This window comes from Salinicoccus sp. CNSTN-B1, assembly GCF_054792835.1.
Genome location: NZ_JBTWMN010000004.1, coordinates 1650184 through 1664617, shown reverse-complemented (window position 1 = coordinate 1664617; position 14434 = coordinate 1650184). Strand labels below are relative to the sequence as shown.

13 protein-coding genes and 4 pseudogenes are annotated in these 14434 nt (G+C 46.2%); 15 read left to right on the top strand and 2 right to left on the bottom strand.

Translation table 11 applies throughout. From position 1 onward, the window contains the following. Positions 1 to 52: 52 nt before the first annotated feature. Both ACYF68_RS09795 and ACYF68_RS09790 read right to left on the bottom strand, forming a co-directional pair. On the bottom strand, positions 53 to 421 hold the full coding sequence (locus tag ACYF68_RS09795) for a hypothetical protein (protein ID WP_461046625.1): 369 nt from the start codon (positions 419 to 421) through the stop codon (positions 53 to 55). A 14-nt stretch (positions 422 to 435) separates the two neighbouring features. Next, positions 436 to 911 (bottom strand): annotated as a pseudogene (locus ACYF68_RS09790) (glycosyltransferase family 2 protein). Positions 912 to 1014: 103 nt separating this feature from the next. On the opposite strand from ACYF68_RS09790, the gene ylqF reads away from it, so the two are divergent. The 15 genes and pseudogenes from ylqF (at position 1015) to pyrH (ending at position 14431) form a co-directional block, all read left to right on the top strand. After that, positions 1015 to 1869 (top strand): ribosome biogenesis GTPase YlqF, encoded by an 855-nt coding sequence (gene ylqF / locus ACYF68_RS09785; protein WP_461046622.1) that lies wholly within the window; start codon positions 1015 to 1017, stop codon positions 1867 to 1869. Further along, positions 1866 to 2369, top strand: coding sequence for a ribonuclease HII (locus tag ACYF68_RS09780; protein WP_461046621.1), 504 nt, complete (start codon positions 1866 to 1868; stop codon positions 2367 to 2369). Before ylqF ends, ACYF68_RS09780 begins: the two co-directional genes overlap by 4 nt. Further along, positions 2366 to 2626, top strand: a complete 261-nt coding sequence (locus ACYF68_RS09775; protein ID WP_461046619.1) for a ribonuclease HII — start codon at positions 2366 to 2368, stop codon at positions 2624 to 2626. The genes ACYF68_RS09780 and ACYF68_RS09775 overlap by 4 nt, the downstream gene beginning before the upstream one ends. An 82-nt stretch (positions 2627 to 2708) precedes the next feature. Continuing rightward, positions 2709 to 3874 (top strand): annotated as a pseudogene (sucC, locus tag ACYF68_RS09770) (ADP-forming succinate--CoA ligase subunit beta). A gap of 17 nt (positions 3875 to 3891) precedes the next feature. Then, a pseudogene (gene sucD / locus ACYF68_RS09765) lies at positions 3892 to 4799 on the top strand (succinate--CoA ligase subunit alpha). Positions 4800 to 4952: 153 nt separating this feature from the next. Then, positions 4953 to 5228 carry a hypothetical protein gene (locus tag ACYF68_RS09760; protein WP_461046617.1) on the top strand — a complete coding sequence of 92 codons (276 nt, stop codon included), beginning with the start codon at positions 4953 to 4955 and terminating at the stop codon, positions 5226 to 5228. A gap of 5 nt (positions 5229 to 5233) precedes the next feature. Continuing rightward, positions 5234 to 5764, top strand: a complete 531-nt coding sequence (locus tag ACYF68_RS09755) for a DNA-processing protein DprA (protein ID WP_461046614.1) — start codon at positions 5234 to 5236, stop codon at positions 5762 to 5764. An 88-nt stretch (positions 5765 to 5852) separates the two neighbouring features. Further along, entirely contained in the window at positions 5853 to 7919 is a 2067-nt protein-coding gene (gene topA, locus ACYF68_RS09750; RefSeq protein WP_461046613.1) for a type I DNA topoisomerase, read from the top strand. Positions 7920 to 8127: 208 nt separating this feature from the next. Beyond that, positions 8128 to 9007 (top strand): annotated as a pseudogene (gene xerA, locus ACYF68_RS09745) (site-specific tyrosine recombinase/integron integrase). A gap of 4 nt (positions 9008 to 9011) precedes the next feature. Further along, entirely contained in the window at positions 9012 to 9551 is a 540-nt protein-coding gene (gene hslV / locus ACYF68_RS09740) for an ATP-dependent protease subunit HslV (protein WP_380570917.1), read from the top strand. A gap of 14 nt (positions 9552 to 9565) precedes the next feature. Continuing rightward, complete coding sequence (gene hslU, locus ACYF68_RS09735) at positions 9566 to 10936, top strand: ATP-dependent protease ATPase subunit HslU (RefSeq protein WP_461046612.1); 1371 nt, start codon at positions 9566 to 9568, stop codon at positions 10934 to 10936. A 19-nt stretch (positions 10937 to 10955) separates the two neighbouring features. Next, positions 10956 to 11726, top strand: a complete 771-nt coding sequence (gene codY, locus ACYF68_RS09730) for a GTP-sensing pleiotropic transcriptional regulator CodY (protein WP_344701386.1) — start codon at positions 10956 to 10958, stop codon at positions 11724 to 11726. Between the two features lie 146 nt (positions 11727 to 11872). Beyond that, positions 11873 to 12652, top strand: a complete 780-nt coding sequence (gene rpsB / locus ACYF68_RS09725; RefSeq protein ID WP_344701388.1) for a 30S ribosomal protein S2 — start codon at positions 11873 to 11875, stop codon at positions 12650 to 12652. 110 nt (positions 12653 to 12762) lie between these two features. After that, positions 12763 to 13641, top strand: a complete 879-nt coding sequence (tsf, locus tag ACYF68_RS09720) for a translation elongation factor Ts (RefSeq protein WP_461046609.1) — start codon at positions 12763 to 12765, stop codon at positions 13639 to 13641. A 67-nt stretch (positions 13642 to 13708) separates the two neighbouring features. Then, on the top strand, positions 13709 to 14431 hold the full coding sequence (pyrH, locus tag ACYF68_RS09715) for a UMP kinase (protein WP_461046607.1): 723 nt from the start codon (positions 13709 to 13711) through the stop codon (positions 14429 to 14431). The last annotated feature ends 3 nt before the right edge of the window (positions 14432 to 14434 follow it).

The window sequence follows — 14434 nt, the reverse complement described above, 5'->3', positions numbered from 1 at the left end:
GAATCGCTGTCTGAAGACGTCTTGACGATATATTTCGGGCGGTCTTTGGTCTCTATATAGATGCGCCGACATATTCGCCGATGATGCCGAGCGAGAACAGCTGGATACTGCCTAAAAGCAACAGGCTGGCGATGATCGTGAAGTAGCCCGGGACATCGATGCCATTAACCATAATATTAACGAACATGTACAATATATAGATGAGCGAGACAACCAGAACAACCAACCCCAAATAAAAACAGCTCCTCAGTGGACGATGATTGAACGCACTGATGCCATCGATTGCGTAATCCAAAAGTTTGAGTGGATTGAATGTACTGATTCCTGAACCCCGCTCGATATGATCGAATTCGACCACGGTCTTATTGAAGCCCACCCATTCGAATATCCCCTTAGAAAACCGGTTGTTTTCGCTAAGCAACAGTATCGCATCAGCTACTTTCCTTGAGATGAGGCGGAAATCCCCTCCCCATCGACAAGTTTCACTGTACTCGTAACGTTCATCAGGCGATAGAATAGCTTTGAGGGCAGGCGTCTGGAGAGTGGTTCCTCCACCCTGTTGCGCTTGGCGACCACTTGATCGAATCCTGCCTCGTAGGGTCTGATTAAATCTGGAATGAGGGAAGGTGGGTGTTGCATGTCGCCGTCCATGATGACGATGGCGTCCCCCGTGCCATTTTGAGGCCGGCAAGAAGAGCCGCCTCTTTACCGAAATTACGCGAAAATGAAACGAATCTGATGTTCGGGTTGGAGAGCCCCCTGATTTTTGCCAAGGTATCATCTTGTGAGCCGTCATCGATGAAGATGATTTCATAGGTATGTTCGATTACCTGCATGATTGATGAGATTTCTGCATCAAGCACCGCAATATTTTCTGCTTCATTGAAAACTGGAATTACAACCGAAATCATCGACCCTCACCTCTCGTCGTTTATTAAATGATGATTGTATTATATAATACAGGGATGAATTAATGAAATAAAATAGAGGATTTATAGATAGGAGTGCTTTTATATGAGCATAAACTGGTTCCCGGGCCATATGGCCAAAGCGAGAAGGGAAGTGGAAGAGAATTTGAAGAAGGTGGATGTGGTGATCGAAATATTGGATGCCCGCATCCCAAATTCAAGCCATAACCCCATGATGGATGAAATCACAAAGCATAAACCCCGCATCGTGGTGTTGAACAAGGTGGATATGGCCGACCCTAAAGCTACGGACCGCTGGTTATCTAAGTTCAGGAGTGAGGGGAAATATCCAGTCGCCCTAGATGGCCGCCACAACCAGATAATCAAAAAAATCGAGCCGTTGGCGGTAAAGGCGACTGCCGACGACTTCAATAGAATGGAAGAAAAAGGCATCAGGCGCCGCGCCATAAGGGCCATGATCATAGGTATACCCAATGTGGGCAAATCCACAGTCATCAACAATATTGCCAGAAAGAAAGGCGCAAAGACGGGTAATACCCCAGGAGTCACTAAACAGCAGCAATGGATCAAAGCCGGACAGCAGATGGAGCTGCTGGATACGCCAGGTATCCTTTGGCCGAAATTCGAGGATGAGGCTACAGGAAAGAAACTTGCCTTGACCGGTGCAATCAAGGACACGGTAGTGCCACTTGATGAAGTTGCAATCTTTGGCATGCAGTACCTGCTTGAATGGGACCCGGAGCGCTTTAATGCATTCTACAACATTTCTGTCAGCCAGGATGATGACATCGTCACAGTATTCGATGCCATAGGCAAGTCAAGGGGTATGAAGGCAAGCGGAAATGAGATCAACTATGAAGCTGTGACCAATCGGGTCATCCACGATATCAGAAATGGCAAGATTGGCCGCTATACATTCGATAAGGTGGATACACAGTGAAGAAGATATCAGAGATTGAAACAGAACTCGGAGGCTATACAACAATTGATGAATTGAACAGGTCCCCGTGGCGGGATGACCCGAGGAAAGGGGTAGCCAAATCATTAGAACGCCATAGGAAGAGGCTGGAAAATGAAGCCCTGATGAAAAAGAAATATGAATACATGAGCCGATACGAACAAAATCTAAAAGCCAAGGCCGAGTATATTGCAGGTGTAGACGAAGCTGGGCGCGGCCCCATTGCGGGGGAAGTGGTGGCAGCGGCGGTCGTTCTGCCGGAAGGCTTCATGCTGCCCGGTCTGGATGATTCAAAGAAGCTCTCCCTGAAAAAAAGGATGGCCTTCCGTGAGATAATAATGGCAGAGGCGGACTACGGAATAGGCACGGCAAGCGTCGATGAGATAGACCGGCTCAATATCTATCAGGCAAGCCGTCTGGCGATGGAACGTGCCGTTGATAAGCTGGCGGCTGCCCCGATCATCTTCTTGTGGATGCGATGACGATCGACATGGGAATTGAAGAGACCCCAATCATAAAAGGGGATGCGAATTCCGTATCGATTGCTGCTGCCAGTGTGCTCGCCAAAACGGAAAGGGATCTATATATGGAGCATCACGACACGGTTTATCCAGGTTACGGATTCGCAGCCCATAAAGGCTACGGAACAACGGAACATTTGGCTGCACTTGACTCATTCGGGCCGTGCGAAATACACCGTCATACATTTGAACCGGTTAAATCCATGCGGGCAAAATAATAATTTTTGGAATGCAGTTTACTTTAATGAACACCTTTTCTATAATTGGGGGTAAGGTTAAAAAAGTCTTAGGAGGATGAACATGAATATCCATGAGTATCAAGGGAAAGAAATCTTTCGCTCCATGGGCGTGGCCGTGCCTAACGGCAGTGTAGCCTATACACCTGAGGAAGCAGTGGAAGCAGCTAAAACACTGGACTCTGATGTATACGTCGTAAAAGCACAGATCCACGCGGGCGGACGCGGTAAAGCAGGCGGTGTTAAAATCGCCAAAACGCTGGATGAAGTGAGGGAGTACGCCAAGGAACTGCTCGGCAAAGTACTCGTTACCCACCAGACCGGTCCTGAAGGAAAAGAAGTTAAACGTCTCCTGATCGAAGAAGGATGCGACATCCAGAATGAATTCTATATCGGTTTAGTCGTAGACCGTGCAACAGACCGCGTCGTATTGATGGGTTCTGAAGAAGGCGGTACTGAGATTGAGGAAGTTGCTGAAGCGACTCCTGAAAAAATCTTCAAGGAAGTCATCGACCCTGTAGTCGGACTCATGCCTTATCAGGCCAGAGGACTTGCCTTCAACATCAACATTCCAAAGGAATCTGTCGGCAAGGCGACTAAATTGATGCTCTCCCTATACAAAGTATTTACTGAAAAAGACTGTTCCATCATGGAAATCAACCCGCTTGTCACAACAGGCGAAGGTGAGGTACTCGCATTGGATGCGAAAGTGAACTTTGATGAGAACGCGCTCTTTAGGAATAAAGACATAGTAGAACTCCGCGACTTGGATGAAGAAGATCCGAAAGAGATTGAAGCATCCAAATATGATCTGTCCTATGTTGCGCTGGATGGTAACATCGGTTGTATGGTGAACGGTGCCGGTCTTGCTATGGCAACAATGGATACCATCAACCACTTCGGCGGCGAGCCTGCCAACTTCCTAGATGTAGGGGCGGTGCTACGACTGAAAAAGTAACTGAAGCATTCAAGATCATCCTTGGAGATGAAGGTGTTGAAGGTATTTTCGTCAACATTTTCGGCGGTATCATGAAATGTGACGTCATCGCTGAAGGTGTCGTGGAAGCGGTCAAGAATGTCGGACTTGATATCCCGTTGGTTGTGCGTCTGGAAGGCACCAACGTTGAAAAGGGTAAGGAAATCCTTGCACAATCCGATTTTGATATAATTTCTGCACAGACGATGGCTGAAGGTGCCAAGAAGATCATCGAAGCGGTCAATAATAAATAAAAACGGAGGAATCTACTGTGGGCGTATTTATCGATAAAAATACTAAAGTACTAGTTCAGGGCATCACCGGAGCGACTGCATTGTTCCATACAAAGCAGATGCTTGAGTATGATACCCGATTGTTGCAGGGGTGACACCAGGTAAAGGTGGCCAGGAAGTAGAAGGCGTGCCAGTATTCAACACTGTTGAAGAAGCGAAGAAAGAAACAGGTGCATCAGTATCTGTAATCTATGTGCCGGCACCTTTTGCGGCCGATGCGATAGTTGAATGTGCCGATGCAGAACTGGATATGGCGATCTGTATCACTGAGCACATTCCTGTGCTTGATATGGTAAAAGTCAAGCGTTATCTGGAAGGCAAGAAGACGCGTCTTGTCGGACCGAACTGTCCAGGCGTAATCACTGCCGACGAATGCAAGATCGGCATCATGCCAGGATATATACACAAAAAAGGCCATGTCGGCGTAGTAAGCCGCTCCGGCACGTTGACATATGAAGCAGTGCACCAATTGACTGAAGCTGGAATTGGGCAGACAACTGCTGTCGGTATCGGCGGTGACCCGGTAAATGGCACAAACTTCATCGATACGCTTAAAGCGTTCAATGAAGATCCTGAGACAGAAGCTGTAGTCATGATTGGAGAAATCGGTGGTACTGCAGAAGAAGAAGCGGCAGAATGGGTCAAAGAAAACATGAATAAGCCTGTCGTAGGATTCATCGGTGGTGTGACAGCTCCTCCAGGCAAACGTATGGGCCACGCAGGGGCGATCATTTCCGGCGGTAAAGGTACAGCTGATGAAAAAATCAAAACGATGAACGCGTGTGGCATCGAAACGGCTGATACGCCTTCTGAAATCGGTGAAACTCTAATCAACCGCATCAAGAAGGAAGACGGCCTTTACGAAAAATGCCTCACTGTAAAATAAACGTCATATAAATCATATGAATGACCACGAAAAAGCAGAACCCTATATAGGGTTCTGCTTTTTTTGGCAGTTAATTCCATAGGATTTAACATAAATGTCATGGGGTGTCGGATTAATTCTCCTATAATTCAAAAAGAGATGGGAGGAATGTATTTGAATCATTTAAAATTAAGCTTTGCAGGAGTTACTGTACAGGAGTATAGGAAATATATTGTAGGAGGTGCATCCCCGCCGAAAGGATTGTCGGAAAAGATTTCCCGTGCACGGGAAATGGATGGGGGAGCGTTGCTTAAAATCTTAAGGGAACAGCGCATTGGATATGTTACGATTGATGACGCGGATTATCCAGCACTCCTGAAGGAAATCTATGATCCCCCTACATACTTTATTATCGCGGTGACCCTGCGCTTTTTTCATATTGCAAGCTAGCGGTAGTGGGGAGCCGGAAGGCAGGATTTTATACACGCAGGGCATTGGATGGTATCATACCAGGACTGGCAAAGGAGATAACGATTGTTTCCGGCCTCGCCTATGGCGCTGATGCCATTGCGCACGAAACAGCGATGAAAGGTGACAAGAAGACGATTGGTGTGTTGGCGTTTGGGCATGACGTGCATTATCCTAAAAGCACCCAACATGTCCGTACCCTCATGGAAACGCATCATCTAGTCGTAAGCGAGTACCCGCCCGGCACTTCGATAGAGAAGTGGCGGTTCGTTGCACGTAATAGAATCATAGCGGGAATGTCGGTGGGCGTGCTGGTCACTGAAGCTGAAGTCGGCGGTGGCAGCATGATCACACTGGAGATGGCTTTGGACGAGAACCGGATTGGGTTCTGCATCCCTGGAAATATCCATTCACCGCTCTCAAAAGGCACAAATATAAGAATACAGGATGGTGCCAAGATGGTGCTTGGTCCGGGTGATATAATGGAAGAAATTTTCATCGGCCAACAAAGCAAATGAAAATATTAAAAATAATTATAGTTGACAAACAATTTTAATTCACTGTATTATTTGGATTTGAAAACACCAATAAGGAGGCGGACGGCTTATGGCAGATAATCTGGTAATAGTGGAATCGCCTGCTAAAGCAAAAACAATAGAGAAGTATCTCGGAAAAAGGTATAAAGTCGTTGCGTCCATGGGGCATGTCCGCGATCTGCCCCGCAGTCAGACAGGAATCGATACTGAAAACAATTATGAACCTAAATATATTACGATAAGAGGCAAAGGCCCTCTTCTCAAAGAGTTGAAGAAAGAAGCAAAAAAAGCAAAAAGGATATACCTGGCGAGTGACCCGGACCGTGAAGGCGAAGCCATAGCATGGCACCTCAGTCACGCTTTAGGGGACGATAAGGAATACTACAGGGTAGTGTTCAATGAAATAACTAAAGAAGCCGTCAAAGAAAGTTTCAAGCAGCCTGGGGAAATCAATCAGCAGTTGGTGGACGCCCAGCAGGCCAGGCGTATACTTGACCGCCTTGTGGGCTACAACATCTCTCCAGTCTTATGGAAGAAGGTCAAAAAAGGGTTGTCTGCAGGCCGTGTCCAGTCCGTTGCCCTAAAACTGATCATAGACCGGGAAAACGAAATACGGAATTTCAAGCCAGAGGAATATTGGACGATTACAGGACTCTTCAATTATTCAAAAAGTGATTTTGAAGGAAAGTACAACCGCCTTGAAGACGCCAAGATGAAACTGAAGACGAAAGATGACGTCGAACATGTGTTGAAACAGCTGAAAGGAAACGACTTCACTGTAGACTCTGTACAGAAGAAGGAGAAGAAAAGGAATCCTTCCAAGCCTTTCACCACATCTTCCCTGCAGCAGGAAGCGGCCCGTAAGCTGAACTTTAAGGCGCGTAAGACGATGATGGTCGCCCAACAGCTCTATGAAGGAATCGATATTAAAAAAGGAGGCACTGTCGGGCTCATCACCTACATGAGGACAGACTCCACACGCATCTCGCCGGTCGCCCAGAAGGAGGCCGTCGAGTATATCGAAGCGGAGTACGGCAAGGAGTTCATCGGCAGAATGCCTTCAAAGGCGCAGGCGGAAGGAAGCCAGGACGCCCACGAAGCTGTAAGGCCGACCAGTGCCAACCGGTCTCCGGCCAATATGAAGCAGTACTTGTCCAGAGATCAGTATAGACTCTATAAGCTTATATGGGAACGTTTCATCGCCAGCATGATGGCACCGGCGATATTGGACACCGTACGCATGGAGATGTCCAATAATGGAGTCATCTTCCGCAGTAACGGTCAAACGATCAAATTCAAAGGATTCATGCAGATCTATATTGAAGGAAATGACGATGAGGAAGAAGAGTTGGAGAACAAGCTGCCGGATATCAAAGAAGGCGAAACGGTCGTTTCAAAAGATATCAAGCCCAATCAGCACTTCACCCAGCCACCTCCGAGGTTTACGGAGGCGCGCCTTGTGAAGACGTTGGAAGAGCAGGGTATAGGACGCCCTTCAACCTATGCTCCAACCCTCGATACGATCCAGAAATGGAATTATGTCAAAATCGATCAGAAGCGTTTCTTCCCGACTGAACTTGGTGAGATCGTCAATGATTCGGTGACACAATATTTCCCTGATATAATTGAAGCCGAGTTTACGCGGACTATGGAAAAGAGCCTAGACGACATCGCGGAAGGTGATGCATCATGGGTGGCAGTCATCGACGAATTCTATAAAAACTTCGAGCCCCAGGTGGCACGTGCTGATGAAGAAATGGAAAAAATAGAAATAAAGGATGAACCGGCCGGTGAAGATTGTGAGAAGTGCGGTTCTCCAATGGTCTACAAGATGGGGCGCTATGGTAAGTTCATGGCATGTTCAAATTTCCCCGATTGCCGCAATACAAAAGCAATCGTCAAAGAAATAGGCGTCACCTGTCCTAAATGTGAAAAAGGCCAGGTCGTTGAGCGGAAGTCCAAGAAAAACCGGATATTCTATGGTTGCGACAGATATCCCGAATGTGATTTCATTTCTTGGGACCGTCCGATCGGAAGGAATTGTCCAAGGTGCGACCACTATCTGGTAGAGACGAAAAAAGGCAAGACAGCAAAAGTTAAATGTACAAACTGTGACTATGAAGAGAAAGCGGAGTAGATGAATACCCATCTTTGTATGGGTATTTTTCTATGACCTCCATAAAATATTGGCAATATTCGTATTTCTTTGTGCATTTCAAGGAGAAATAGGTTATTATATACTATTGGAGCTACAGACATTGATTGAACGGTGGAATCAGCATACCGCTATCAATTGATGCTGGCGGCTTAATTGTGATAAGATTCTGATAAAAGGCGGTGTGTTCATGTCCCATCTTGAAAATTTCCTTGAACAGCTTCTATATCAGCGTAATTTATCACCACATACTGTAGATGCATATAGGATAGATATCATAGAGTTCTTTAAGTTCCTTGATCAGGAAGGGCTTGAATATGCTTCTTTCAAGTACATGGATGCAAGAAACTACTTGAATATGCTCTATAAAAAAGGGTTGAGCAAATCCACCGTGTCCCGTAAAATTTCTTCCTTGAGAAGTTTCTATAATTATCTTATGGACAGGGGAGAGCTTTCCGGCAATCCGTTTACGAATCTGCCAAACCCGAAAAAGAGAAGCATCTTCCAGGATTCATGTACGAAAACGAGCTTGAGAAACTATTCGATTCATTGGATAAAGATGCAAAGATGTATGAACGTGACTTGGCGATACTCGAATTGCTCTACGCAACCGGGATGCGCGCATCTGAACTACTCGGGTTAAAGATCAGTGATATAGATTTCAATCATGGACTTTTGAAGGTGCGGGGTAAAGGGAATAAGGAACGTGTCCTCCCCTTTGGTGAACATGCTGGTGAGGCATTGAAGAATTACGTGGATAAACATAAGGCTGTGATAGAAGCTAATGGAAGGCTCTGGGTCAACTACAGGGATGGCCCACTCACCGATCGCGGCCTGCGGTACGCAATCGATATGATGGTGAAGAAGAGCGCGAGTGATTTTCACCTTCATCCTCATAAGATCAGACATAGCTTTGCGACCCACATGTTGAACAACGGTGCTGATCTAAGGGCGGTCCAGGAACTTCTGGGCATGAATCATTATCCACGACACAACAATATACTCATGTTTCCAAAGAGCAATTGAGGAGAACTTACTTGAAGCACCATCCAGCGAATCAGAAGAGGTGACAACATGGCAATAAAAGGAACGACGATATTCGGCATCAGTCATAAAGGAAAAATGGCAATGGCCGGCGATGGCCAAGTGACTCTCGGCAACCAGGTCGTCATGAAGCACTCGGCAAGGAAAGTGAGGCGGCTTTTCGATGATAAGGTAGTCGCAGGATTTGCGGGGAGTGTGGCTGATGCATTCACATTGTTTGAAAAATTCGAAGCGAATCTCTACGCTTACAATGGCAACCTGACAAGAGCGGCAGTTGAGCTTGCCAAGGAATGGCGCGGCGATAAAATCCTGAGGCAGCTTGAGGCGATGCTCATAGTGATGGATAAGGAAACCATGCTGCTGGTCAGCGGCACAGGCGAAGTCATAGAGCCTGATGACGGCATACTGGCTATAGGCAGTGGCGGTAACTTTGCACTGAGTGCAGGACGCGCAATGAAGAAGCATGGCGACAACCTCGACGCGGAAACGATTGCCCGCGATAGTCTGCTGATCGCCAGTGAAATCTGTGTGTTCACGAATGACCATATAATTGTAGAAACGATAGACTAAAGGAGCGTTTTGAAGTGAAAGATAATCTGACGCCAAGAGAAATAACAAAGCGGCTCGATGAGGATATCATCGGTCAGCATGAAGCAAAGCGCAAAGTGGCAATCGCCATGAGGAACAGACATCGTCGCATGCAGCTGGACGATTCGCTGAAAGCTGAAGTGGTACCAAAAAACATCTTGATGATCGGCCCCACCGGTGTCGGCAAGACAGAGATCGCAAGAAGGATGGCAAAGCTCACCGGAGCACCCTTCTCTAAAGTGGAAGCGACGAAATTCACGGAAGTCGGCTATGTTGGCCGCGATGTGGAAAGCATGGTACGTGATCTGGTCGAAGCCAGCGTAAAAATCGTCAAGGAAGAGAAGATGAGGCTCGTGGAGGAAGATGCGGAGAAACTTGCTGAAGAACGTCTGATCACCTTACTTGCCCCCGGCGAAAAAAGGAACAAGCAGAGCTCCAACCCTTTCGAAATGTTCATGAACCAGCAATCGGATGAACCGGTCGAAGAAGTGACCCCTGAAGTCAGGACGAAGCGCATGAACCTGAGGGAAAAGCTCGCAGCAGGCCATCTGGAAGATACGGATGTAACGATTGAAGTGGAACAGGAGCAGAATCCGATGGGAATGATGATGCCTGGTATGGACAATAGTGGCATGCAGGATATGCTGAAGCAGTTCATGCCAAAGAATAAGCACAAAAGAACCATGCCTGTCAGCAAAGCCCGGGGATATCTGAAGCGGCAAGAAGCAGAAAAGATAATCGACACCGACAGTGTGAACGATGAGGCAATCTCCTTGGCAGAAACCATGGGCATCATATTCATCGATGAAATGGATAAGATCGCAAAAGGTGGACAGAATTCAGGCGATGTTTCGCGTGAGGGCGTACAGAGGGATATCTTGCCTATTGTGGAGGGCAGTACGGTTCAGACCAAGTATGGTCCAGTAGCCACTGAGCATATCCTCTTCATAGGTGCAGGGGCATTCCATGTGGCAAAACCAAGCGATCTCATACCTGAATTGCAGGGGCGTTTCCCGATCCGGGTGGAATTGGATAAACTTAAAACCGAAGATTTCGAGAAGATTTTGAAGGAACCGAAAAGTTCTTTGGTCAAGCAGTATGAAGCACTGCTTGCTACAGAAGGCGTCACGATATCCTTCACTGAAGCAGCCATCCATACGCTTGCCGAAATTGCTTTTGAAGTTAACAGCGGAACCGATGACATCGGGGCGAGAAGGCTCCATACCATATTGGAGACGCTACTGGAAGAACTACTGTTTGAAGCAAGCGGTATGCAAGGTGCCCATGTGGAAATTACAGAGCAATACGTTTCATCGAGACTCAACAACATAAAATCAGATAAGAATCTGAGCGCATTCATATTATAAATCTAAAGGAGAATCAGCAATGGAGAATTTATTGCAGAAAACACGGGAAATTAACAAACTTATTCAAAGTCAAGAAGGTGTCAAAGTAGATTTCAAGGAAGTATCCGAAAAACTGAGTGGGGTCATTGAATGTAATGTCTTCATCGTCTCGCGTAAAGGCAAGCTTCTTGGATATGGCATCAACCAGAAAATCGAAAATCCAAGAATATACGATATGCTTGAACAGAGAAGGTTCCCGCAGGAATATGTGGACATGATCATGAAGATCAGCGAAACGAAAGAAAACATCAGTTTTGATGATGCGATGACAGTCTTCCCGACTGAAGATTCCTTCCAGGACTCTGAAACATGCATCGTACCGGTATTCGGCGGCGGAGAGCGTCTGGGTACGCTCGTCCTCGGACGCGTAACCGAGAAGTTTGAAACGAGCGATCTCGTATTGGCAGAGTACGCGGGTACAGTGGTCGGCATGGAGATACTTCGTGAAAAGCAGGAAGAAGTAGAACAGAAAGCAAGGGATAAGGCAAGCATATCCATGGCGATTCGCTCCCTGTCATATTCTGAGCGCGAAGCTATCGAACACATTTTTGATGAACTCGGCTCCGATGAAGGTCTGCTTGTCGCCTCAAAAGTGGCTGACCGCGTCGGCATCACCCGCTCCGTAATCGTAAATGCGCTGCGCAAACTTGAAAGTGCAGGTGTCATAGAGTCAAGATCACTCGGAATGAAAGGGACATTCATCAAAGTTAAAAAAGAGGATTTCCTGCCAGAGCTTAGAAAAGATAGCTAAATCAAAGTTTGATTTATCGGCTAAAGTATGGTATATTATTTAACGGCTGAAAAAGCCCATTACGCACAGTCCGGTGAAGTGGAAACAGGTGCCTTACGGTCGTTTCCATAGCTGTACTGGAGGAAAACCAGAGGAGGAAATCAATTATGGCAGTAATTACTATGAAGCAACTGCTCGAAGCTGGTGTGCATTTCGGTCACCAGACGCGCCGTTGGAACCCTAAGATGAAGAGATACATCTTCACGGAAAGAAACGGCATCTATATCATCGACCTGCAAAAGACGGTTAAAAAAGTAGGGGAAGCTTATGAGTTTGTAAAAAGCGTCTCTGAAGAAGGTGGCAAAGTACTATTCGTAGGTACTAAAAAGCAAGCACAGGATTCAATCAAAGAAGAGGCTGAGCGTGCTGGTCAACTTTACGTCAACCAAAGATGGCTCGGTGGTATCCTGACAAACTACAAAACAATATCCAAGCGTATCCGCCGCATCTCTGAAATCGAAAAGATGGAAGAGAATGGTACATTCGATGTACTGCCTAAAAAGGAAGTAGTCGAGTTGCGCAAGGAATATGCACGTCTCATCAAATTCCTTGGTGGTATACGTGAAATGAAAGAGATGCCAAAAGCACTCTTCATCGTTGACCCAAGAAAAGAACGCAATGCGATTGCCGAAGCGAAAAAACTTGGTATCCCTATTGTCGCAATGGTGGATACGAACTGTGATCCGGACGAAATCGACTATGTCATCCCGGCTAACGATGACGCTATCCGTGCAGTAAGGCTCATGACCAGTAAAATGGCCGATGCAGTACTTGAAGGACAACGCGGCGTTTCAGACGATGAGATTGCTGAAGAGCAGAATATCGACATGACAGAAGAAGACTCTGAAGAAACCACTGAAACGGTTGAAGCTGGCGAAAGCAAATAGAGACATGTTCAAACGGTGATAAGTTATTTATTCTTATCACCTTTTTTAAAAGGTGGGACCCTTTGCCCTAAGGCATAATCTCCCGAATTTAAAGACCAGGAGGATTATAAATGGCTATTACTGCAAAAATGGTTAAAGAACTACGTGAAAGAACAGGTGCAGGCATGATGGACTGCAAAAAAGCACTCCAGGAGACTGACGGCGACATCGATAAAGCAGTAGATTATCTACGCGAAAAAGGTATGTCCAAAGCAGCCAAAAAAGCGGATCGTATCGCGGCTGAAGGCCTTGTACACGTTGCTTCCAAAGGCAACGATGGCGTAATCGTTGAAATCAACTCAGAAACAGACTTTGTTGCACGCAACGAAGAGTTCCAGAAGTTGGTTCAGGATATCGCTGAGCATATTCTGACGACTAAACCACATGATCTCGATGAATTGAACGCTTCAGAGATGAATGGTAAAAAAGTTGACGACGCGATGAAGGAAGCTGTCGCGAAAATTGGTGAAAAACTCACTTTGAGAAGGTTTGCACTGGCTGAAAAGACAGACAATGATGCATTCGGCGAATACCTTCACATGGGCGGACGCATCGGCGTGCTTACGTTGGTTGAAGGCTCTACAGATGTAGAAGCGGCTAAAGATGTAGCGATGCATGCAGCAGCACTAAACCCAAAATATGTTTCCAAGGACGACGTTTCACAAGAAGAGCTGGACCACGAAAGAGAAGTCCTCAAACAGCAAGCTCTTAATGAAGGAAAACCTGAAAACATCGTAGATAAGATGGTTGAAGGCAGAATGCGCAAATACCTCGAAGAAATCTGCATCGTGGATCAGCCGTTCGTCAAAGATTCCGATCAGACTGTTGAAGAGTTCCTCAAATCCAAAGGCGGTACACTTAAAAACTTCATCCGTTTTGAAGTCGGCGAAGGTCTCGAAAAGAGAGAAGAAAACTTTGCTGATGAAGTAATGGGTCAAGTGAATAAGTAAGGAAAAGACACTTCGGTGTCTTTTTTCTAAATTGATTTCATATAAAAATTAAGTAAGGATGGGACTTATGCCTGAAACTTCCAAATTTAAACGGATCGTATTGAAATTAAGCGGCGAAGCATTGGCTGGAGAAGATGGATTCGGAATAAATCCGGTAGTCATCAAGAATATTGCGAAGCAAGTTTTCGAAGCAAAGGAACTTGGCGTGGAAATCGCCGTAATCGTCGGCGGCGGCAATATATGGAGAGGTAAAGTTGGAAGTGATCTGGGCATGGACCGCGGCACGGCAGACTATATGGGAATGCTCGCTACAGTGATGAATTCCCTGGCGCTCCAAGACAGTCTTGAGCAACTTGAATGTGAAACACGTGTGCTTACATCAATCGAGATGAAGCAAGTTGCTGAACCATATATCAGAAGGCGGGCAATCAGGCATCTGGAAAAAGGACGTATCGTCATTTTTGCAGCTGGAATCGGCAACCCATACTTCTCAACAGACACAACAGCAGCACTCAGGGCAGCTGAAGTCGAAGCGGATGTCATATTGATGGGCAAGAATAACGTCGACGGTGTCTACTCTGCAGATCCAAAGACGGATTCAAACGCCTACAAATACGAAAAATTGACCTATATGGAAATGCTGCAGGAAAATCTGCAGGTCATGGATGCCACAGCTTCATCCTTCTGTATGGACAATGACATACCGCTTGTGGTATTTTCGATTACAGAACAAGGCAACATTAAACGTGCAGTATCGGGTGAGACCATCGGTACAGAAATTACAAAATAACAG

Coding starts and splice junctions, on each gene's coding strand:
- ACYF68_RS09775 (WP_461046619.1), top strand. CDS start 2,366: ATGACGATCGACATGGGAATTGAAGAGACCCCAATCATAAAAGGGGAT.
- rpsB (WP_344701388.1), top strand. CDS start 11,873: ATGGCAGTAATTACTATGAAGCAACTGCTCGAAGCTGGTGTGCATTTC.
- ylqF (WP_461046622.1), top strand. CDS start 1,015: ATGAGCATAAACTGGTTCCCGGGCCATATGGCCAAAGCGAGAAGGGAA.
- topA (WP_461046613.1), top strand. CDS start 5,853: ATGGCAGATAATCTGGTAATAGTGGAATCGCCTGCTAAAGCAAAAACA.
- pyrH (WP_461046607.1), top strand. CDS start 13,709: ATGCCTGAAACTTCCAAATTTAAACGGATCGTATTGAAATTAAGCGGC.
- tsf (WP_461046609.1), top strand. CDS start 12,763: ATGGCTATTACTGCAAAAATGGTTAAAGAACTACGTGAAAGAACAGGT.
- hslV (WP_380570917.1), top strand. CDS start 9,012: ATGGCAATAAAAGGAACGACGATATTCGGCATCAGTCATAAAGGAAAA.
- codY (WP_344701386.1), top strand. CDS start 10,956: ATGGAGAATTTATTGCAGAAAACACGGGAAATTAACAAACTTATTCAA.